Source organism: Pseudomonas sp. LFS044, assembly GCF_047978245.1.
Taxonomy (GTDB): domain Bacteria; phylum Pseudomonadota; class Gammaproteobacteria; order Pseudomonadales; family Pseudomonadaceae; genus Aquipseudomonas.
The window spans coordinates 70,314-91,004 of record NZ_JBFPFX010000014.1; the positions used below are offsets into that span (position 1 = coordinate 70,314).

Annotated in this window: 21 protein-coding genes; 15 read left to right on the top strand and 6 right to left on the bottom strand. The window is 64.3% G+C overall.

Features of this window, described 5'->3' with window-relative positions; genetic code table 11:
* Positions 1–34: 34 nt before the first annotated feature.
* The 11 genes from ACNQPL_RS13910 to ACNQPL_RS13960 all read left to right on the top strand — a co-directional run bounded on the left by ACNQPL_RS13910 (position 35) and on the right by ACNQPL_RS13960 (position 12,502).
* The gene (locus tag ACNQPL_RS13910) at positions 35–520 is read left to right on the top strand and encodes a copper chaperone PCu(A)C (protein ID WP_346614761.1); all 486 of its coding nucleotides are present in this window, start codon (positions 35–37) and stop codon (positions 518–520) included.
* Between the two features lie 26 nt (positions 521–546).
* The gene (locus tag ACNQPL_RS13915; RefSeq protein ID WP_416467055.1) at positions 547–975 is read left to right on the top strand and encodes a DUF2946 domain-containing protein; all 429 of its coding nucleotides are present in this window, start codon (positions 547–549) and stop codon (positions 973–975) included.
* Between the two features lie 66 nt (positions 976–1,041).
* On the top strand, positions 1,042–3,108 hold the full coding sequence (locus ACNQPL_RS13920) for a TonB-dependent copper receptor (protein ID WP_416467056.1): 2,067 nt from the start codon (positions 1,042–1,044) through the stop codon (positions 3,106–3,108).
* A gap of 58 nt (positions 3,109–3,166) precedes the next feature.
* Positions 3,167–4,534, top strand: a complete 1,368-nt coding sequence (locus ACNQPL_RS13925; RefSeq protein WP_346614764.1) for a PepSY domain-containing protein — start codon at positions 3,167–3,169, stop codon at positions 4,532–4,534.
* A 212-nt stretch (positions 4,535–4,746) separates the two neighbouring features.
* Complete coding sequence (gene cycA / locus ACNQPL_RS13930; RefSeq protein WP_416467057.1) at positions 4,747–6,153, top strand: D-serine/D-alanine/glycine transporter; 1,407 nt, start codon at positions 4,747–4,749, stop codon at positions 6,151–6,153.
* Between the two features lie 287 nt (positions 6,154–6,440).
* Positions 6,441–7,706 carry an urea ABC transporter substrate-binding protein gene (gene urtA, locus ACNQPL_RS13935; RefSeq protein ID WP_346614766.1) on the top strand — a complete coding sequence of 422 codons (1,266 nt, stop codon included), beginning with the start codon at positions 6,441–6,443 and terminating at the stop codon, positions 7,704–7,706.
* Positions 7,707–7,817: 111 nt separating this feature from the next.
* On the top strand, positions 7,818–9,305 hold the full coding sequence (gene urtB, locus ACNQPL_RS13940; RefSeq protein ID WP_416467058.1) for an urea ABC transporter permease subunit UrtB: 1,488 nt from the start codon (positions 7,818–7,820) through the stop codon (positions 9,303–9,305).
* On the top strand, positions 9,305–10,384 hold the full coding sequence (gene urtC / locus ACNQPL_RS13945; RefSeq protein WP_416467059.1) for an urea ABC transporter permease subunit UrtC: 1,080 nt from the start codon (positions 9,305–9,307) through the stop codon (positions 10,382–10,384). Before urtB ends, urtC begins: the two co-directional genes overlap by 1 nt.
* A complete protein-coding gene (gene urtD, locus ACNQPL_RS13950) occupies positions 10,381–11,238 on the top strand; it encodes an urea ABC transporter ATP-binding protein UrtD (RefSeq protein ID WP_416467060.1) in 858 nt (285 codons plus the stop codon). Before urtC ends, urtD begins: the two co-directional genes overlap by 4 nt.
* 18 nt (positions 11,239–11,256) lie before the next feature.
* The gene (gene urtE, locus ACNQPL_RS13955; RefSeq protein ID WP_387522476.1) at positions 11,257–11,955 is read left to right on the top strand and encodes an urea ABC transporter ATP-binding subunit UrtE; all 699 of its coding nucleotides are present in this window, start codon (positions 11,257–11,259) and stop codon (positions 11,953–11,955) included.
* A gap of 31 nt (positions 11,956–11,986) precedes the next feature.
* Positions 11,987–12,502 carry a GNAT family N-acetyltransferase gene (locus ACNQPL_RS13960; protein ID WP_387522478.1) on the top strand — a complete coding sequence of 172 codons (516 nt, stop codon included), beginning with the start codon at positions 11,987–11,989 and terminating at the stop codon, positions 12,500–12,502.
* A 114-nt stretch (positions 12,503–12,616) separates the two neighbouring features.
* Here the strand turns inward: ACNQPL_RS13960 and ACNQPL_RS13965 are convergent, their stop codons facing one another.
* Together ACNQPL_RS13965 and cbpA are read right to left on the bottom strand one after the other, a co-directional pair.
* A complete protein-coding gene (locus tag ACNQPL_RS13965) occupies positions 12,617–12,922 on the bottom strand; it encodes a chaperone modulator CbpM (protein ID WP_346614772.1) in 306 nt (101 codons plus the stop codon).
* A gap of 2 nt (positions 12,923–12,924) precedes the next feature.
* A complete protein-coding gene (cbpA, locus tag ACNQPL_RS13970) occupies positions 12,925–13,887 on the bottom strand; it encodes a curved DNA-binding protein (protein ID WP_346614773.1) in 963 nt (320 codons plus the stop codon).
* Between the two features lie 163 nt (positions 13,888–14,050).
* Here cbpA and ACNQPL_RS13975 point away from each other — a divergent pair, with 163 nt between their 5' ends.
* The gene (locus ACNQPL_RS13975) at positions 14,051–15,322 is read left to right on the top strand and encodes an Hsp70 family protein (protein WP_416467061.1); all 1,272 of its coding nucleotides are present in this window, start codon (positions 14,051–14,053) and stop codon (positions 15,320–15,322) included.
* A gap of 112 nt (positions 15,323–15,434) precedes the next feature.
* On the opposite strand, the gene ACNQPL_RS13980 is transcribed toward ACNQPL_RS13975, so the two are convergent.
* From ACNQPL_RS13980 to ACNQPL_RS13990, 3 genes are all read right to left on the bottom strand, one after another.
* Positions 15,435–16,442 carry a hypothetical protein gene (locus tag ACNQPL_RS13980; protein WP_346614775.1) on the bottom strand — a complete coding sequence of 336 codons (1,008 nt, stop codon included), beginning with the start codon at positions 16,440–16,442 and terminating at the stop codon, positions 15,435–15,437.
* A gap of 70 nt (positions 16,443–16,512) precedes the next feature.
* A complete protein-coding gene (locus ACNQPL_RS13985) occupies positions 16,513–16,797 on the bottom strand; it encodes a PsiF family protein (protein ID WP_416467062.1) in 285 nt (94 codons plus the stop codon).
* A 63-nt stretch (positions 16,798–16,860) separates the two neighbouring features.
* Complete coding sequence (locus ACNQPL_RS13990) at positions 16,861–17,649, bottom strand: AraC family transcriptional regulator (RefSeq protein WP_416467063.1); 789 nt, start codon at positions 17,647–17,649, stop codon at positions 16,861–16,863.
* A gap of 131 nt (positions 17,650–17,780) precedes the next feature.
* Here ACNQPL_RS13990 and ACNQPL_RS13995 point away from each other — a divergent pair, with 131 nt between their 5' ends.
* Entirely contained in the window at positions 17,781–18,674 is an 894-nt protein-coding gene (locus ACNQPL_RS13995) for a DMT family transporter (RefSeq protein ID WP_416467064.1), read from the top strand.
* Here the strand turns inward: ACNQPL_RS13995 and ACNQPL_RS14000 are convergent.
* Entirely contained in the window at positions 18,655–19,545 is an 891-nt protein-coding gene (locus ACNQPL_RS14000; RefSeq protein WP_416467065.1) for an alpha/beta fold hydrolase, read from the bottom strand. The genes ACNQPL_RS13995 and ACNQPL_RS14000 overlap by 20 nt on opposite strands.
* A gap of 123 nt (positions 19,546–19,668) precedes the next feature.
* Here ACNQPL_RS14000 and osmE point away from each other — a divergent pair, with 123 nt between their 5' ends.
* Positions 19,669–20,010 (top strand): osmotically-inducible lipoprotein OsmE, encoded by a 342-nt coding sequence (osmE, locus tag ACNQPL_RS14005; protein ID WP_346614780.1) that lies wholly within the window; start codon positions 19,669–19,671, stop codon positions 20,008–20,010.
* Positions 20,011–20,058: 48 nt separating this feature from the next.
* On the top strand, positions 20,059–20,589 hold the full coding sequence (locus tag ACNQPL_RS14010) for a ferritin-like domain-containing protein (protein ID WP_346614781.1): 531 nt from the start codon (positions 20,059–20,061) through the stop codon (positions 20,587–20,589).
* Positions 20,590–20,691 lie beyond the last annotated feature (102 nt).

Consider the following 20,691-nt stretch of genomic DNA (forward strand, 5'->3'; position numbering starts at 1 on the left):
CTGCCTGAACCTGAACAGAACGGAGACTCACACCATGCTCAAGCAAGCTCTCATCGTGGCCGCCTTGCTGCTGCCCGGCGCCTTCGCCAATGCCCATGAATACACCGTGGGCGACCTGCACATCGCCCACCCGTGGTCGCTGGCGTTGCCACCGAATGCGCCCAACGTCGCGGCCTATTTCATCGTGCACAACAACGGCAAGGCAGATGACCGTCTGCTGAGCGTCGACAGCCCGATCACTGCAGATGCACAACTGCACGAGCATACGATGAGCGCCAGCGGCGCCATGAAGATGCAGCAGGTGCCCAACGTGACCGTGCCGGCCGGCAAGGACCTGGTCTTCGCCCCCAGCGCCTACCATGTGATGCTGATGCAGCCCAAGGACCGCAGCCTGCTGGTCGACGGCAAGCGCTTTCCGTTGACACTGCACTTCGAAAAGGCCGGCGACATCACCGTCGACGTGGCTGTGCAGAAGCAGCCGCCGGCGGACCAGCCGCAAGGCCACGAACACGCGCACTGACCGCTAGCTGACAGGCGCTCGCCAACATGAGCCTGCCCCGCAACGGCCGCAGCCGTACCACCCGCCCTGAACGCAGGCGCGTCGGTGGCGGCTGGCTGAGCCTGTTCGCCATGTGGATGATTTTCATCGGCCCGCTGGTTTCCCAGTCGATGCCGATGGAGCACCACGCGGGCATGAGCATGCCGATGGACATGAGCATGTCCATGGAGCATCAGCATGGCGACGCGCATAACGGCCACGGCGATGATGGCCAGCTGCATGTGATGTGGGAAAAGTGCGGCTACTGCAGCCTGCTGTTCAACTGCCCCGCGTTACCACAAACCCTCAGCCCGCTCAGCGCCGGTCACGTCGCCCCGACCACCCTCACCGCCACGCCCACGCACCAAGGCCATGCCCGGCAGGCCGTCTTCCCCGGTGCGCGCAGCCGCGCGCCGCCGCTTTCGATCAGCATCTGACATCACCTTTCGCCGCACGAAGCCTGGAGCTTCGCGCCGACTCATGACTGATCGACTGGAATCACTATGTCCGGCTGCACCCCTGTTTTCGCCCCCGCCCTGCGCGGGACATTCGCCGCGTTGTGCGGCTCGCTGCTCGCGCCCATGGCCATCGCCGCCGACCCTGGCCACGAAGGCCACGAGCAAACGCTGCCCGAGCTGAGCCCGACGGTGATCACCGCCATTGCGCCAAGCTCGCCGCTGACCGTGGTCACCAACCCGAAAGACCCACGCCAGCCCGTACCGGCCAGCGATGGCGCCGATTACCTCAAGACCATCCCAGGCTTTTCGGCCATCCGTGCCGGGGGCACCAACGGTGACCCGGTGCTGCGCGGCATGTTCGGCTCGCGCCTGAACATTCTCACCAACGGCGGCGTGATGCTCGGGGCCTGCCCCAACCGCATGGACGCACCGACCTCGTACATCGCACCCGAAACGTACGACCGCCTCACCGTCATCAAGGGCCCGCAAAGTGTGATCTGGGGCCCGGGCGGCTCGGCGGGTACCATCCTCTTCGAACGTGAGCCGGAGAAGTTCGGCACCCTTGGTAGCCGCGTCAACGCCAGCCTCCTGGCCGGCTCCAACGGCCGCTTCGACAAAGTGCTCGACGCCGCCGCTGGCAACAGCCAGGCCTACGCGCGCTTCGTCGGCAACCAGTCGCGCGCTGACGACTACCACGATGGCAACGGCGACACCGTGCCCTCGCGCTGGGACAAATGGAACGGCGATGTGACCCTGGGCTGGACGCCAGACCAGGACACTCTGCTGGAACTCACTGCCGGCAAGGGCGACGGCGAAGCCCGCTATGCCGGGCGTGGCATGGACGGCTCGCAGTTCAAGCGCGAAAGCCTGGGCCTGCGCTTTGAAAAGTCCAACCTCGGCGAGGTACTCGACAAGGTCGAGGCGCAGGTTTACTACAACTACGCCGACCACGTGATGGATAACTACAGCCTGCGCACGCCATCGGGCAGCGGCATGATGGGCATGCCCATGGTCAGCAACGTCGACCGCCGCACCATGGGTGCACGGGTCAAGGCAACCTGGCGCTGGGCAGACGTGCAACTGATCAGCGGCATCGACGCGCAAACCAACGAACACCGCCAGCGTGGTGGCATGGGCGTCGATGCGCACAAGGGCCAACCCTGGACCAAGGACGCCGACTTCCACAACTACGGTGCCTTCGGCGAACTCACCTGGTACGCCACAGGTGTTGACCGGCTGATCAGCGGCGCCCGCCTGGACCGCGCCTCGGCCCGCGACCTGCGCACGGGTAGCGCCACCGCAGGCGATACCCGCGCCGACACCCTGCCCAGCGGCTTCGTGCGTTACGAGCACGACCTGGCGGCTGTCCCGGCCACCACTTACATCGGCCTTGGCCACGCGCAGCGCTTCCCGGACTACTGGGAGCTGTTCTCGCCCAAGCTGGCGCCGCCTGGTGCGGCCAACGCCTTCGACGGTATCAAGCCCGAGAAGACCACCCAGCTCGATTTCGGCATCCAGTACCGCGATGAACGCCTGGAGGCCTGGGCCTCGGGCTATGTCGGGCAGATTCGCGATTACATCCTGTTCGACTACCGCACCGGCATGATGGGCATGAGCACCTCCCAGGCGCAGAACATCGACGCCCGCATCATGGGCGGCGAGCTGGGCGCCGCCTACAAACTGACGGAAAACTGGAAAGCCGATGCCACGCTGGCCTACGCCTGGGGCAAGAACAGCAGTGACGGCAAGGCGCTGCCGCAGATGCCGCCCCTGGAAAGCCGCCTTGGCCTGACCTACAGCCGTGACACCTGGAGTGCCGGGGCATTGTGGCGGCTGGTGTCGGCGCAAAACCGCATCGCCGAGAACCAGGGCAACGTGGTGGGCAAGGACTACGAGAAAAGCGCAGGCTTCGGCGTGTTCTCGCTCAACGGTGCCTACAAGGTGAACAAAAACCTCAAGCTCAGCGCAGGGGTCGACAACCTGTTCGAGAAAACCTACGCCGAGCACCTGAACCTGGCAGGGAATGCCGGGTTCGGCTACCCAGCCAACGATCCACAGCCGGTGAACGAGCCAGGCAGGACGTTCTGGACCAAGGTCGATTTCAGCTTCTGACAACAACAACGGGCGCAGCTTCGGTTGCGCCCATCTGCTGGTCAAACAGGAGGTTCCCATGAGAGGAACACGCGTCAATTTCTATAACCTGGCCTGGCGTTGGCACTTCTATGCGGGGCTGTTCGTGGCACCGTTCATGATCCTGCTGGCGATCACCGGGATCATCTACCTGTTCAAACCGCAGCTGGACCCGCTGCTGTACCGTGACCTGATGGTGGTCGAGGCCGGCCATCACCGGCAGGGCGCCGACCTGATGCTGGCCGAGGTGCGCCAGGCCTACCCCAAGGGCCATGTCGGCCAGTATCTGCCGCCTATCGATGCCGAGCGCAGCGCGCAGTTCGTGGTGCACGACAGCGGCCGCGAGCTGAATGTGTTCGTTGACCCCTACAGCGGCAAGATCCTCGGCGAGCAGGACGCCAAGCAAAACCTGCAGGCCGTCGCCCGCGCCCTGCATGGCGAGCTGATGGTCGGCACGCTGGGCGACCGCCTGGTTGAGCTGGCTGCCGGCTGGGGCATCGTGCTGGTGGTGTCCGGCCTGTACCTGTGGTGGCCGCGGGGGCGCAATGGCGCTGGCGTGCTCTGGCCACGCCTGAGCGCACGCGGTCGGCTGTTGTGGCGCGACCTGCATGCGGTGACCGGGTTCTGGGGATCGGCGTTGCTGTTGCTGATGTTGCTTAGCGGCATGACCTGGACCGGCCTGTGGGGCAAGCAGTACGCCGATTTGTGGAACCGCTTTCCAGCCGCCATGTGGAACGACGTACCCAAGTCCGATCAACAGGCTGGTGAACTGAACCATGCCCACCGCCAGACGGTGCCTTGGGCCATGGAAAACACACCGATGCCGCAATCCGGCGCGCATGCAGAACACGCCGGGCATCACATGATGTCGAACGCCCCGGCGGCACCGCTGGTCAGCGTACAGCAGGTCGAGGACATCGCCACGGCGCGTCAGGTCGAGCCGGGCTACAGCATCACCCTGCCGACCACGGCAGACGGCGTCTTCACCATCGCGGTGTTCGCCGACGACCCGCGCAACGATGCCACCCTGCATGTCGACCAATACACCGGCAAGGTGCTGGCCGACGTGCGCTGGCAGGACTACAGCCCGGTAGCCCGCGCCACCGAGCTGGGCGTGATGCTGCATGAGGGCAAGATGTTCGGCGCGCTGAACCAGATCATCATTTTGCTGGTGTGCCTGATGATCCTGCTGGGTTCGGTGAGCGGCTTGGTGATGTGGTGGAAGCGCCGGCCGGCTGGAGGGTTGGGGGTGCCGCCGCTGCGCCATGACCTGCCGCGCTGGAAGGCGGCGGTCGGGGTGATGGTGCTGCTGGGGGTGATGTTCCCGCTGGTGGGGCTGTCGATGGTGGTGATGTGGGTGGTGGATAGCCTGGTGGTGCGCCGCCGTCGGGTACTGGCCAGCGCCTGACCCTTGCAGTGGTCTCACGAGCCTCTTCGCGGGGCAAGCCCGCTCCCACAAAGTCGGTAGCGCTATGAGCTCTGTGGGAGCGGGCTTGTCCCGCGAAGAGGCCAGCAAGCGCGCCACAAAGGTCGTGTCGATCTGTCGCGCCCCGAATTGGGACGCCCGTGTTAGCCTACTCGGCTTTCACAAAAAGACTGACCCTCAATGGAATGCAGCCAATGACCCGGACCTCTTCCCCTCCTGCTGAAGACCAGCACCTGCAGCGCAATCTGACCAACCGCCACATCCAGCTGATCGCCATTGGCGGCGCCATCGGCACCGGCCTGTTCATGGGCTCGGGCAAGACCATCAGCCTGGCGGGGCCATCGATCATTTTCGTCTACATGATCATCGGCTTCATGCTGTTCTTCGTCATGCGTGCCATGGGCGAACTGCTGCTGTCGAACCTCAACTACAAGTCGTTCATCGACTTCTCCGCCGACCTGCTCGGGCCCTGGGCCGGCTACTTCACCGGCTGGACCTACTGGTTCTGCTGGGTGGTCACCGGTATTGCCGATGTGGTCGCGATCGCCGCCTACACGCAGTTCTGGTTCCCCGACCTGCCGCAATGGATACCCGCGCTGACCTGTGTGGGCGTGCTGCTGGCGCTGAACCTGGTGACGGTGAAGATGTTCGGCGAGCTCGAGTTCTGGTTCGCCCTGATCAAGATCGTCGCCATCCTCGGCCTGGTCGCCACCGGCCTGTACATGCTCATCACCGGCTTCGAATCGCCGAGCGGGCGCACCGCCCAACTGGCCAACCTGTGGAACGACGGCGGCATGTTCCCCAACGGCCTGATGGGCTTCTTCGCCGGTTTCCAGATTGCCGTGTTCGCTTTTGTCGGTATCGAACTGGTCGGCACCACCGCCGCCGAAGCCAAAGACCCCGAACGCACCCTGCCACGGGCGATCAACTCGATCCCGATCCGTATCATCGTGTTCTACGTGCTGGCGCTGATCGCGATCATGGCGGTGACGCCATGGCGTGACGTGGTGCCGGGCAAGAGCCCGTTCGTCGAGCTGTTCGTGCTGGCCGGCCTGCCGGCGGCGGCGAGCATCATCAACTTCGTGGTGCTCACCTCCGCAGCCTCGTCGGCCAATAGCGGCGTGTTCTCCACCAGCCGCATGCTGTTCGGCCTGGCCCAGGAAGGTGATGCCCCCCGCGCGTTCGAGAAGCTGTCACGCCGTGCCGTGCCGGCCAACGGCCTGTACTTCTCCTGCACCTGCCTGCTGCTGGGCGCCGTGCTGATCTACCTGGTGCCCAATGTGGTCGAGGCGTTCACGCTGGTCACCACGGTCTCGGCGGTGCTGTTCATGTTCGTCTGGACGCTGATCCTGCTGTCGTACCTGAAATACCGCAAAACCCGTGCGGCGCTGCACCAGGCGTCAACCTACAAGATGCCGGGCGGGCGCTTCATGTGCTACGTGTGCCTGGCGTTCTTCGCGTTCATTCTGGTGTTGCTGAGCCTGGAAGCGGACACCCGCTCTGCGCTGATCGTCACGCCGATCTGGTTCGTGCTGCTGGCCGCCACCTACCAGGGTGTGCGCAGCAGGCGGCATCCGCGCAGCGCGGTTCGCGAAAGCTGAGTCGCAGGAGGGGCTGCTTTGCAGCCCATCGCCGGCACGCCGGCCCCCACTGTAACCGGTTTGATCTACAGAAAAATGACCCCTGGGTGGGCGCGGGCTTGCCGGCGATGGGCCGCACAGCGGCCCCAATGCTGTGCACGCAAAACATTCAGGCACCATCCTGGACCTGCCCCGCGCCCCAACACCTCGCACAACCCTTCTAACACGCACCTTCAGCCACTCGGCACACCCCTTGCAACGCCCCTCCCCGCTTGGCCAACACCACAAAAACTCAGCGGAGAGAGCACATGAAGCGTCGCAGTCTGATCAAGGCCTTTACCCTCAGCGCATCGATTGCGGCGATGGGTCTTAGCTGGAGCATCCAGGCCGCCGAGACCATCAAGGTCGGCATCCTGCATTCGCTGTCCGGGACCATGGCGATTTCCGAGACCTCGCTCAAGGACATGGCGCTGATGACCATTGACGAGATCAACGCCAAGGGCGGCGTAAACGGCAAGATGCTCGAACCCGTTGTGGTCGACCCAGCCTCGAACTGGCCGCTGTTCGCCGAGAAAAGCCGCCAGCTGCTGACCCAGGACAAGGTCGCGGTGGTGTTTGGCTGCTGGACCTCGGTGTCGCGCAAGTCGGTGCTGCCAGTGTTCGAAGAGCTCAACGGCCTGCTGTTCTACCCAGTGCAGTACGAGGGCGAAGAGATGTCGCCGAACGTGTTCTACACCGGCGCCGCCCCCAACCAGCAGGCCATTCCTGCTGTGGAATACCTGATGAGCGAAGACGGCGGCAGCGCCAAACGCTTCTTCCTGCTGGGCACCGACTACGTCTACCCGCGCACCACCAACAAGATCCTGCGCGCGTTCCTGCACAGCAAGGGCGTGGCCGACAAAGACATCGAAGAGGTGTACACGCCGTTCGGCCACAGCGATTACCAGACCATCGTCGCCAACATCAAGAAGTTCTCCGCAGGCGGCAAGACGGCGGTCATCTCCACCGTCAACGGCGACTCGAACGTGCCGTTCTACAAGGAACTGGCCAACCAGGGCCTGAAGGCTACCGACGTGCCGGTGGTGGCGTTCTCGGTGGGTGAAGAGGAGCTGCGCGGCATCGACACCAAGCCGCTGGTGGGCCACCTGGCAGCATGGAACTACTTCGAGTCGGTGGATAACCCGGTCAACCAGAAGTTCGTCGCCGACTGGAAAGCCTACGCCAAGGCCAAGAACCTGCCAGGCGCCGACAAGGCGGTGACCAACGACCCGATGGAAGCCACTTACGTGGGCATCCACATGTGGGCGCAAGCCGCTGAAAAAGCCAAGTCCACCGATGTCGACAAGGTTCGCGAGGCCTTGGCCGGGCAGAGCTTCAAGGCACCGTCCGGCTTCACGCTGACCATGGACAAGACCAACCACCACCTGCACAAGCCGGTGATGATCGGCGAGATCCAGGATGACGGGCAGTTCAGTGTGGTGTGGGAAACCGAGCAGCCGCTGCGGGCGCAGCCTTGGAGCCCGTTCATTCCGGGCAACGACAAGCGGCCGGACTATGCGGTGAAAGGTAACTGAGTGCACTGGGCTGCCGCGCAGCCCTATCGCGGATAAATCCGCTCCTACAGGTCCGTGTAGGAGCGGATTTATCCGCGATGAATCCACCGCCGATTTCCCAGGACTGCCCATATGCTCAGATTCCTGCTCACCCTCCTCCTGTTGCTGCCCCTGGCAACCCAGGCCAGCGAGGGCGAATTCTTCCTCAGCGCCAAGCCCGCCGAACAGGCCCGCCTGCTCGAAACCTGGGCGGCGCAGCCCGATGCCGCGCGCCTGCCGCTGCTGGAAAACCTGCGCCAGGGCCGCATCGCCGAAGGCGACAAGCGCAAGGTGCGCCTGAACAACCGCCTGCGCGGCTTGATCGATAACGCCCTGGCCAGCCATCAGTTGCTCAGCGATGACACCGGGACACGCCTGGCCGCCGCCCAGCAACTGCAGAAAACCGCGCAACCGGCGCAGATAGCCTTCCTCGACCGGCGCTTCGCCAGCGAACCCGACACCGCCGTGCACGCTGCCCTTGGCCTGGCGCTGGCCAACCTGCAACTGGGCGCCAGCGAACCACGGGTGCGCCTGGCAGCCGTGCGCCTGCTCGGTGAAACCGGTGACCCCGTGGCGCGCACGCGCCTGGAGGCGTTGCTGCAGCCCGATGCGGAAACCGACGCGGTGGTGCGCACCGCTGCCGAAACCAGCCTGGCTCAGGTCAAGCGCAAACTCCTCTTCGGCGAACTGCTCGGCCAAGCCTTCAGCGGCCTGTCGCTCGGTTCGATCCTGCTGTTGGCGGCCCTGGGCCTGGCGATTACCTTCGGCCTGCTCGGGGTGATCAACATGGCTCACGGCGAGATGCTGATGCTCGGCGCCTACAGCACCTACATGGTCCAGGTGCTGCTGCAGCGCTATGCACCCGGCGCCATCGAGTTCTACCCGCTGATCGCCCTGCCGGTAGCGTTCACCGTCAGTGCCGGGGTCGGCATGGCGCTTGAGCGTACGATCATCCGCCACCTCTACGGCCGCCCGCTGGAAACCCTGCTGGCGACCTGGGGCATCAGCCTGATCCTGATCCAGGCCATACGCCTGCTGTTCGGCGCGCAGAACGTCGAGGTCAGCAACCCGGCCTGGTTGTCCGGTGGCATCCAGCTGCTGCCCAACCTGGTGCTGCCCTACAACCGCCTGGTGATCATCGGCTTCGCCCTGGCCGTGGTAGTGCTGACCTGGCTGCTGCTCAACCGCACGCGGCTGGGCCTGAACGTGCGGGCGGTCACCCAGAACCGCAACATGGCCGCCTGCTGTGGCGTGTCCACCGGCCGCGTCGACATGCTTGCCTTCGGCCTGGGCTCGGGCATCGCCGGGCTCGGTGGCGTGGCCCTGAGCCAAGTCGGCAACGTCGGCCCGGACCTGGGCCAGAGCTACATCATCGACTCTTTCCTGGTAGTGGTGCTCGGCGGTGTCGGGCAACTGGCCGGCAGCCTCTGGGCCGCCTTTGGCTTAGGGATAGCCAACAAGTTACTGGAGCCGCAGATCGGCGCAGTACTTGGCAAGATCCTCATCCTTGCGTTGGTCATTCTGTTCATCCAGAAGCGCCCGCAAGGCCTGTTCGCCCTCAAGGGACGGGTAATCGACTGATGAACCAGCCACTGCTAGTCACCGCTTCGCAAAAGGCCGGGCCGCGCCTGTCGCTGGCCATTGGCGCCATCGTCGTCCTCCTGTTGCTGGCCCTGCCGTTGCTTTCGTTACTGCCGGCTGACCACGCGCTGCAGGTTTCGGCGTACACCCTGACGCTGGTCGGCAAGATCCTCTGCTACGCCATCGTCGCGCTGGCGCTTGACCTGGTCTGGGGTTACGCCGGGCTGCTGTCGCTTGGCCACGGGCTGTTCTTTGCCCTGGGTGGCTACGCCATGGGCATGTACCTGATGCGCCAGGCGGCCGGTGACAGCCTGCCGGGGTTCATGACCTTTCTGTCGTGGACCGAGCTGCCCTGGTACTGGGCCGGTACTCAGCATTTTGCCTGGGCCTTGTGCCTGGTGGTGCTGGCGCCCGGCCTGCTGGCGCTGGTGTTCGGCTTCTTCGCCTTCCGCTCGCGGATCAAGGGCGTGTATTTCTCGATCATGACCCAGGCCCTGACCTTCGCCGGAATGCTGCTGTTCTTTCGCAACGAGACAGGCTTTGGCGGCAATAACGGTTTCACCAGCTTCCGCACCATTCTTGGCTTCGACATCGCCGCGCAAGGCACACGGGCGGTGCTGTTTCTGCTCACCGTGGGCCTGCTGGTGGCCAGCCTGTACCTGTGCTGGCGCCTGACGCAGAGCAAGTTCGGCCGCTTGCTCACCGCCGTACGTGATGCGGAAAACCGCCTGATGTTCTGCGGCTACGACCCCCGCGGCTTCAAGCTGCTGGTGTGGGTGCTCAGTGCCGTTCTGTGTGGCCTGGCCGGCGCGTTGTACGTGCCACAGGTGGGCATCATCAACCCCAGCGAGATGTCGCCGACCAACTCCATCGAGGCCGCTGTGTGGGTGGCATTGGGTGGACGCGGCACGCTGATCGGCCCGCTGCTGGGCGCTGGCCTGGTGAACGGGATGAAGAGTTGGTTCACCGTGGCCTTCCCGGAATTCTGGCTGTTCTTCCTCGGCGCATTGTTCATCCTCGTCACCCTGTACCTGCCCAAGGGCGTGGTCGGCCTGCTGAAGAAAAGGAGCCAGCCATGAGAGGCGTGCCCCCTGTGCATCCGGAATTCATGCTTGAACCCGTGTTCGACAACCTGGGTAGCGGGCGTGACGCCATCGGCCTGGGCAGCCGCCGTACCGCGGGCCTGGACACCCGCCACGGCACCGTGCTGAGCCTGGAAGACATCAGCGTCAGCTTAGATGGTTTCAAGGCCCTCAACGCGCTCAACCTGTACATCGGGGTCGGTGAACTGCGCTGCATCATCGGCCCCAACGGCGCCGGCAAGACCACGATGATGGACGTGATCACCGGCAAGACCCGCCCCGACACCGGCAGCGCGTTTTTTGGCGACACCCTCGACCTGACCCGCATGAGCGAATACCAGATCGCCCAGGCCGGGATCGGCCGCAAGTTCCAGAAGCCGACAGTGTTCGAGGCGCTGACCGTGTTCGAGAACCTCGAACTGGCGCTGAAGACCGACAAGTCGGTGTGGGCCAGCCTGGCGGCGCGCCTGAGTGGCGAGCAACGCCAGCGCATCGAGGAGGTGTTGGCCACCTTGCGCCTGCTGCCCCTGGCCCAGCGCCAGGCGGGCTTGCTGTCCCACGGGCAGAAGCAGTTTCTGGAAATCGGCATGTTGCTGGTGCAGGAGCCACAGCTGCTGCTGCTCGACGAACCGGTGGCGGGCATGACCGACGCCGAGACCGAGTTCACCGCCGAGCTGTTCAAAGGCCTGGCCGGCAAGCACTCGCTGATGGTGGTGGAACACGACATGGGGTTTGTCGGCAGCATTGCCGACCATGTCACCGTGCTGCACCAGGGCAGTGTGCTCGCAGAGGGCTCGCTGGAGCAGGTGCAGGCAGACGAGCGGGTGGTCGAGGTTTACCTGGGCCGTTGATGACTACAAGGACATGACATGCTGAAAATCGACACCCTGCATCAGTACTACGGCGGCAGCCACATCCTGCGTGGCCTGTCCTTCGAGGCCAAGGTCGGCGAAGTCACCTGCCTGCTCGGGCGCAACGGTGTGGGCAAGACCACCCTGCTGCGCTGCCTGATGGGGCTGGTACAAGCCCGCGAAGGCAGCGTGGAATGGGAAGGCAAGCCAATCACCACGCTCAAGCCACAACAACGGGTGCATGCCGGTATCGCCTACGTGCCCCAGGGCCGCGAGATCTTCCCGCGCCTGACCGTCGAGGAAAACCTGCTGATGGGCCTGTCGCGTTTTCCGGCCCGCGAGGCGCGGGAGGTACCGGCCTTCATCTACGAGCTGTTCCCGGTGCTGGAGCAGATGAAGCAACGCCGTGGCGGCGACCTGTCCGGCGGCCAGCAGCAACAGCTGGCCATCGGCCGCGCCCTGGCCAGCCGGCCGCGCCTGCTGATTCTCGACGAGCCCACCGAGGGCATCCAGCCTTCGGTCATCAAGGAAATCGGCGCGGTGATCCGCCGCCTGGCCGAGCGCGGCGACATGGCCATCTTGCTGGTCGAGCAGTTCTACGACTTTGCCGAAGAGCTGGCCGACCAGTACCTGGTCATGGCCCGGGGCGAGATCATCCAGCGCGGGCGCGGTGAAAACATGCAAGCCGAGGGTGTACGCGGGCTGGTAACCATTTAATCTGCGCCCATCGACCCAGTGAGACGCTGCAATGAGCCACGAAATTCGCGATGCCCTGCCCACCGACGTGCCGGGCATCCTCGACATCTACAACGACGCGGTGCGCAACACCACGGCGATCTGGAACGAAACCCCGGTTGACCTCGGCAACCGCCAGGCCTGGTTCGAGGCCCGTGCGCAACAGGGCTACCCGATCCTGGTGGCGGCGGATGACACCGGGGTGCTCGGCTATGCCTCGTTTGGCGACTGGCGACCGTTCGAAGGGTTTCGCAATACCGTGGAGCATTCTGTGTACATCCGTGGCGACCAGCGCGGCAAAGGCCTGGGGCCGCAGCTGATGGCGGCGCTGATCGAACGGGCGCGGGGGTGCGGCAAGCATGTGATGGTAGCCGCCATCGAGAGCGGCAATGCAGCGTCGGTGCGCCTGCATGAGCGGCTGGGGTTCGTGGTGACCGGGCAGATGCCGCAGGTGGGTGTGAAGTTCGGGCGCTGGCTGGACCTGACGTTCATGCAGCTGGTGCTCAACCCAGGGGCTGAGCCCGCTTGAATTTCAGAGTGCCTGCATGGGCCTCATCGCCGGCAAGCCGGGGCCCCCAGGAGTTGCCGCCCGGCAGTCCGTATTGGGGCCGGCGTGCCGGCGAGGGGGCCGGGGCGGGCACCATCACAGCTGGATAAACCGCCCCAGCCGCTGTTTCAGCATGCTGTTCTCACTGCGCAACTGCTGCACTTCCTGTAACAACTCCAGCGCCAGCGCCACCCCTTCCCATTCCAGTTCCAGCTCCTGGTGCAGCTTGGCCGCACGCCTGGCCAGCAGCGGCGCCTGATCGTCGAACAGCCAATCCTCCGGCGTTCGCCCTTTCGGTTCAACGATACCGTGCTCGACGATCTCGACCACGTAGTCGGCCGTGATGTCGGCCTCCTGGCAAAGGGTGCGCATGTCCAGTTGAACGATCAGGGTGCTGCTCATGATCACTTACTCCATTGTGCCCTCGGGTTGAACGCGGCCTTCTCGGAAAGCTTGGCCCACAGTTCACGGGTAGACTCGTCGGATGTCGTCGGCATCACCACTTTCAACTGCGCGTAGAGGTTGCCGCGCTCGCCCTGCTTGTTCGCCAGGCCCTTGCCCGGCACCCGCAGGCGCTGGCCGCTCTGGCTGTCGGGGCGGATGGTCAGGTTGATCTTGCCGTCCAGGGTCGGCACGGCCACCTTGGTGCCCAATGCCGCTTCCCACGGTGCCAGCGGCACGGTGATGATCAGGTCTTGACCTTCGACATCGAACAGCGGGTGCGGTGCCATGCGGATGGTCAGGAACAGGTCGCCATTGGCCCCGCCACCACTGCCCGGCGCGCCCTGGCCTTTGAGGCGGATGCGCTCGCCATCGCTGACCCCAGCCGGGATCTTCACATTCAGGGTCTTGGTGGTGAACCCGGTACGCTGGCCAGCGGCGTTGGTCTGCGGCACCTGGAAGCTGATCTGCTTGGATTCCTTGCTCAGGGTTTCTTCAAGGAAGATCGCCAGTTCCAGTTCCACGTCCTGCCCTCGCCTGCCCGCACTGCGTTGTTGCCGGGCGCCACCAAACGGGCTGCCGCCACGCGCGCCGAAGATCGAGCTGAAGAAGTCGGAGAAATCACCACCTTCGAAACCCGCGCCCGCGCCACCCGCACCGCCACGGCTCTGCCAACCCGGCGGGGCCTGGAATGGCCGGCCGTGCTGGCCGCCGTACTTGCGGATCTCGTCGAACTCGGCGCGCTTCTGGGCGTCGCCAAGCACCTCGTAGGCCTCGTTGGCCTCCTTGAATTTATCCTCGGCGTCGCGCTCCTTGCTGACGTCAGGGTGATACTTGCGCGCCAGTTTGCGGTACGCGGCCTTGATCGCCTTCTCGTCCGCCGTGGGCTCTACGCCGAGTATCTTGTAGTAGTCTTTGAAGTCCATCTATGGATCACCAATGTGAATTTGCGTATTGCATCTGAAGATAGGGTCCAAGCATAGCCTTTCAAGGTGCGCTTGGCTTTGCTCCATGGCAGACGGCCGGTCTTGATTCTTGAGCCAAGTGGCATAAACTGCGCGGCCGTTTTGCCTCCGGAAGCCCTTTTCCATGTCTGACGTATCCCCGGCCCGTGCCCTTGGCATCGACTTCGGCACCTCCAACTCCACGGTCGGCTGGCACCGCCCCGGCGTCGAGTCGCTGATCGCCCTGGAGAACGGCAAGATCACCCTGCCGTCGGTGGTCTTCTTCAATATCGAAGAACGCCGCCCGGTGTACGGCCGGCTTGCGCTGCACGAATACCTCGAAGGCTACGAAGGCCGCCTGATGCGCTCGCTCAAAAGCCTGTTGGGCTCCAAGCTGATCAAGCACGATACCAGCGTGCTGGGCAGCGCACTGCCGTTCAAAGACCTGCTGGGCATGTTCATCGGCGAGCTGAAGAACCGCGCCGAAACCGCCGCCGATCGCAGCTTCGACCAGGTAGTACTGGGCCGCCCGGTGTTCTTCGTCGACGAAGACCCGGCTGCCGACCAGGAGGCCGAAGACACCCTGGCCGAAGTGGCGCGCAAGATCGGTTTCAAGGACGTGTCGTTCCAGTACGAACCGATCGCTGCGGCGTTCGACTACGAGTCCGGCATCAACCGTGAAGAGCTGGTGCTCATTGTCGATATCGGCGGTGGTACCTCGGACTTTACCCTGATCCGCCTTTCCCCCGAGCGGCACAATGTGGCCGAGCGCCAGAGCGACATCCTCGCCACCGGCGGCGTGCACATCGGCGGTACCGACTTCGACAAGCAGTTGAGCCTGCAGGGCGTGATGCCGCTGTTCGGCTATGGCAGCCGGATGAAGAGCGGCGCACTGATGCCCACCAGCTACCACCTCAACCTGGCCACCTGGCACACCATCAACGCCCTGTACTCGCAGAAATCGCAGCTGGCCCTGGGCAACATGCGCTATGACATCGAGGACACCCTGGGTATCGACCGCCTGTTCAAGCTGATCGAGCAGCGTGCCGGCCACTGGCTGGCGATGGAAGTCGAGGCTAGCAAGATCGAGCTCACCGACCACGAAACCCGCCGTATCGACCTCGGCCGCGTCGAGCGTGAGCTGGGCGTGGACTTGACCCGTGCGGTATTCGAAGGGGCCATCGAAGGGCTGCTGGAGCGGGTGCGGGCCAGCGTGACCGAGTTGCTGGCCAAAGCCGGCGTGAGCGAAGGCCAGGTCGACACGGTGTTCTTCACCGGCGGTTCGAGCGGTATTCCCGCCCTGCGCAACAGCGTGGCGGCGATGCTGCCGAATGCGCGGCATGTGGAAGGCAACATCTTCGGCAGCATTGGCAGCGGGTTGGCGATCGAGGCGCGCAAGCGTTACGGCACGATCTGAATCTGCATCAGCTTCATCGCCGGCTCCCACAGGGATAGCACAAGCCTGAGGGCGGAGTCATTCCTGTAGGAGCCGGCTTGCCGGCGATGAGGCCGGTACTGGCCCCCTGACCTCAGACCAGCTCAGCCCGCCGCAACTCACTCTTCAGGTAGGCATAGTAGACCGGCCCCGCCACCACCCCCGGTAAACCGAACGCCGCCTCGAACACCAGCATCGCCAGCAACAGCTCCCAGGCCTTGGCACTGATCTGCCCGCCGACGATCCGCGCGTTGAGGAAGTACTCGACCTTGTGGATGACGATCAGATACCCCAGCGCCGCCGCCGCCACCCAGATCGACAACGACAGGCCGACGATGGTGATCAGCGTGTTGGACATCAGGTTGCCGATCACCGGCAACAGCCCCAGCAGGAAGGTCAGCACGATCAGCGTCTTGGTCAGCGGCAGGTGCACGCCGAACGACGGCAGCACCACGGCCAGGAAAACACCGGTGAACGCAGTGTTCAGCAGCGAGATCTTGATCTGCGCGAAAACGATGTTGCGAAATGCCTGAACCAGCAGGCTCAGGCGCTCGAACAGCGCTGCGGCCAGCGGCTTGCGGCGGGAAATGTCGGGGATGCGCTGCAGGGCGATGATCGCCCCGAGGATCATGCCGATCAGCAGGGTAACGAACATGTGCGCCATGCCCTTGCCGACCAGCTGCAGGTCGCTCAGGTGGCTCTTGATCCAGTCACCGATGGCCACCTTGAACTCGGCGGCGCTGGCCGGCAGGTAGCCTTCGATGAAGGGCGGCAACTGGCCACGGGCACGCTCGACCAGGGCCATGAACTTGTCCAGCGAGGCGCCAGGGTTTTCCGCTTCATGCAGCAGGAAACTGAACGCACCGGCGATCAGCAGCGCCAGGGTAATCACCACGAGCGTGCCAAGCAGCGCCACCGCCAGCCAGCGCGCTCGCTGGCCAGCGATCAGCGGTTGCAGCCGCGGCGTGAGCATGTTGACCAGTTCGAACACCAGCAGCCCGGCCAGCAGGCTTGGAAGCAACTTCAGGGGCAGTGCCAGCAACAGCCCGGCCATCACGATGATCAGGCTGGCAAGGGTAATCTGGCGGGGGGTGAAAGTCATACAGCCTCGGCGGCAGACAGCGGAAAGACCCGCAGTCTGCCAGCCTTCGACCGACAGGCATAGGCGCAGGTCATTTCTTCTTCAGGCAGTCGCTCATGAAGGCTTTGCGCTCGTCGCCCTTGAGCGCCTTGGTGGAAGCGTCGGCGTTGCAGGTCTTCATCTTTTCCTGCTGGGTGGCCGGCGCGCTCTTCTTCAGGCAGGTGCTCATGAACGCCTTGCGCTCGTCGCCCTTGAGCGCCTTGGCCGAGGCGTCGGCATTGCACGAGGTCATCTTTTCCTGTTGCGCGGTGGCGGCGAATCCCTGCGCGCTGAACAACACAGCCAACACCAGCAATGGCATTTGCAGCATCTTCATGGAGTGGTCTCCTTGGCTCCGCGCCCGATGCACGGTAGTGCACGTCAGTGTAGACAAGAATTTTTACATTCCCGCCCGGGCCTGGCGCCGGTACTGCTCCGGCGTGCACTGGGCCTGGCGCTGGAACATGGCGATGAAGGCCGAGGCGCTGCTGTAGCCGAGGTCGAAGGCAATCGCCTGGATCGGCTCGCCCGCCTCCAGCGCTTCGATGGCCCGCAGAAACCGCAGGCGCAAGCGCCACTCGCCGAAACTGATGCCCAGCTCACGCAGAAACTGCCGAGCCAGGGTGCGCTCGCTGACGTGCACCTGCGCTGCCCATTCGGCCAGCGGGCGGTTGTTGCCCGGCTCGGCACCCAGGGCATCGAGCACCTGGCGCAAGCCCTCGCTGTGGGCGAAGGGCAGGTAGCAGGTCTGTGTCGGCGCCAGCAGCAGCTGGTCGAGCAGCACCTGCACCAGGCGCTGGTCGCGCTCGCCCTGTGCCACTTTCAGGTCACGCCGGGCGAAGTCGCCGAGGATCGCCTTGAGGATATCGCTGATCACCAGGCTGCAGGGCTGCTGCGGCAGCTCGGTGCACAGGCTGCGGTCCAGGTAGACCGAGCGGTAGACGATGGCCTGGGGGTTGTAGCAGCCATGCTCGGTGCCCGGTGGTACCCACACGGCGTAGTGCGGCGGCGAGAGGAAGCGCTGGCCGTCGACATCCAGGTGCATGACGCCGTGGGCCGTGTAGTTGAGCTGGCCCCAGGCATGCCGATGAGGTGCGCTATGGGTGTCGGCGCCGAACTCGTCATGGCGAAAGTACACGGGGGCCGGGAGCTGGTCGAACTGGGGGATGTCGAGGTATTTACGCGGCATGCTGTCTGCTTCAAGGGGCAGGTTGTCTGGATACGAGTATAGGCGTGCGGACAGACAGCGGATAATAGCGTGCTATCGGGTCCTGCTTCGCAGCCCCAGGATTACTGTCTTCCCCAGAGCATCACCTGAACATGAATTACCTCTTCCCCCTCACCGCGATCCTCATCTGGGCCGGCAATACCGTGGTCACCAAGCTGTCCGCCGGTGCCATCCACCCTGCCGAGATCGGCTTTTACCGGTGGCTGCTGGCCGGGCTGCTGTTCACCCCGTTCCTGCTGCCGGCCGTGTGGCGCAACCGCGCGGCCATCCGCCCGCACTTGGGCAAGATTGCCGTGCTTGGCGTGCTAGGCATGGCGATCTACCAGAGCCTTGCGTACTTCGCCGCCAGCATCACCAGCGCCACCAACATGGGCATCATTCTGTCGCTGATGCCATTGATGTCACTGGCACTGTCCATCGCCTGGCTGGGGCAGCGCCTGAGCTATGGCGCGCTGGCCGGCGCCGTGGTCTCGTTCGTGGGTGTGCTGGAAGTCGTCTCCGCAGGCCAGCCGGGCATCCTGCTGGACCAAGGCCTGAACAGCGGCGACCTGCTGATGCTGGTGGCCACCCTGGCTTACGCGCTTTACAGCTTCCTGCTGAAAAAATGGCAGTTGCGCTTGCCGCCTTTGCAGCTGCTGTACCTGCAGGTGCTGGTGGCGATCATCGTGTTGTTGCCGCTGTACCTGCTGTCTGAGAAGACCGGCCTGAACGTTCACAACGCCGGCCTGGTGCTGTACGCCTGTGTACTGGCCTCGATGATCGCGCCGCTGGTGTGGATGCAGGCCGTGCACCGCCTGGGCCCCAGCCGCACGACGCTGTTCTTCAACCTGCTGCCACTGGTGACCGCACTGATCGCCGCTGCGGTACTCGACGAACAACTGGCCAGCTACCACCTGGCCGGCGGCCTGCTGACACTGGTCGGGGTAATCCTAGCCGAGCGCTGGACCACCCCCGTGCTGGGCAAAACTACAGCCCCGCAGCTTTGAGCCGAGCGGCATGTTCGGTAAACAGGCGCACCGGCTCGGCGCCCTTGCCCACCGCGCCCAGTGACTGGTTGACGATGTCCAGGTGATCGAGCGGGTAGTTGTCACCGATCACCTGCCCCAGATGCGAACTGAAGCGGCCGACCATACCGTCGCAATGGCCCTTTTCCTTGACGAAACTGCGAGCGAACAGGCGGCAAAAGCGGTTGCTGCCGTCGAAGCGGTTACGGCCCTGGTCGGTCAGGCCGGGCTGCAAAGTGCCTGACCAGGAGTAGTAGCGCACGCCGTTGACCTGGGCCGGCCCTTGACCGCCCCAGGTTTCGGGCAACCCCTGTGGATAAGCCTGGTTGAACAGCGCCACCCCGGCGCTGGTCAGCGCCTGGTGCGAGGCGTGCACGTCGATCGGCAACGGGTCGCGCCGCCAGCCGGTTTCAAGCCACACCAACAGCACCGCCAGGCCGTGCAACACGGCCTTGAGGATGCGCCCCTGGGGTGAGTCGCCCGGTGCCGTACGCTCCAGGTGGTCGGCCAGTTCCGAGCCATGGTTGGGCCCTGCCACCGACGTTACCGACGCCACCCGGTCAGGCCGCCGGGCAGCGGCATAGCGCGCGTCCAGGGCGCCCTGGCTATGGCCGATCAGGTTGACCTTGTCGGCACCGGTGCGCTGGCAGATGTCTTCGATGATCGCCAACAGTTGCTCACCGCGCACTTCGCTGCAATGCAGCGGCGAAACCTGCACAGGGAACACCTGTGCCCCGCCCTTGCGCAGGGCTGCCACGATGCCGAACCAGTACGGGTAAAGCAGCACCCGGACAAAACCGAGCATGCCCGGCACCAGCACCAATGGATACCGCGTGGCCAATTCCCGCTGCATAGCCCCAGCCCCTTTCCGTGGACGACCGGTGAACACTACAGGGGCTTTGATGACCATCGCAATCGAACTCCTGACGCGCCGCGTGGTTCCAAACCAGACAGACCCTGAGCAAGGAGCGGGACCATGTACAAGCAGACCCTGGCAATCCTTCTGGCCAGCGCCACCCTGGCCGCCTGCGGCAGCCACCCGGAAAACCCGGTGGACTACGCCACCTACCGCGACCAACCGCTGGTCAAGCAAGTGGAGAACGGCATGACCATGCAGAAGGTCATCGCCATTGGCGGTAGCCCGTCGAACGTGATCGACCTGCCACACGGGGGCACCTGCAACGACTACATCCTCAACCGCGACGGCCACCAGCAGGCTTACTACGTGCGCTTCGACGCCACCGGCCATGTCGATGCGAAGGGCTTCAAGACCTGCAAGCAACGAGAAGAGGACAGCGAAGCCGTACACGGCGCGTGAGCCTACGCCACACCTTGACCACCCGTCCCTGATCTTTTGGAGATAACCATGAGCAACGTTGAACTGACCGATGTGCAAACCCTGCGCAATCGTGCCCGCCAGCACGTAGAGCAAGGCGCGGTGACCGAGGGTTACCATGCCAACCGCGATGAAATCCTGCGCCTGCTCAACGAGTCGCTGGCCACTGAGCTGGTCTGCGTGCTGCGCTACAAGCGCCACTACTTCATGGCCAGCGGTATCAAGGCGAGCGCTGCTGCCGAAGAGTTCCTCGAGCATGCCAACCAGGAAAACGAGCATGCCGACAAGCTGGCCGAGCGCATCGTGCAGCTGGGTGGCGAGCCGGACTTCAACCCGGACAACCTGACCAAGAATTCCCATGCCCAGTACGTGGCGGGGAGCAATCTCAGGGAAATGGTGCTGGAGGACCTGGTGGCCGAGCGCATTGCGATCGACAGCTACCGCGAGATCATCCAATACATTGGTGACAGCGACCCGACCACGCGGCGCATCTTTGAAGACATTCTGGCGCAGGAAGAAGAGCACGCGGACGATATGGCCGACCTGCTGCAAGGGTTGTAATTTTCGGGGGCGCGCTGCGCCCCTTCGCGACACAAGGCCGCTCCCACAGGTTCTCCGCTCAGTTCAAAGTTTGCGGAGTACCTGTGGGAGCGGCCTTGTGCC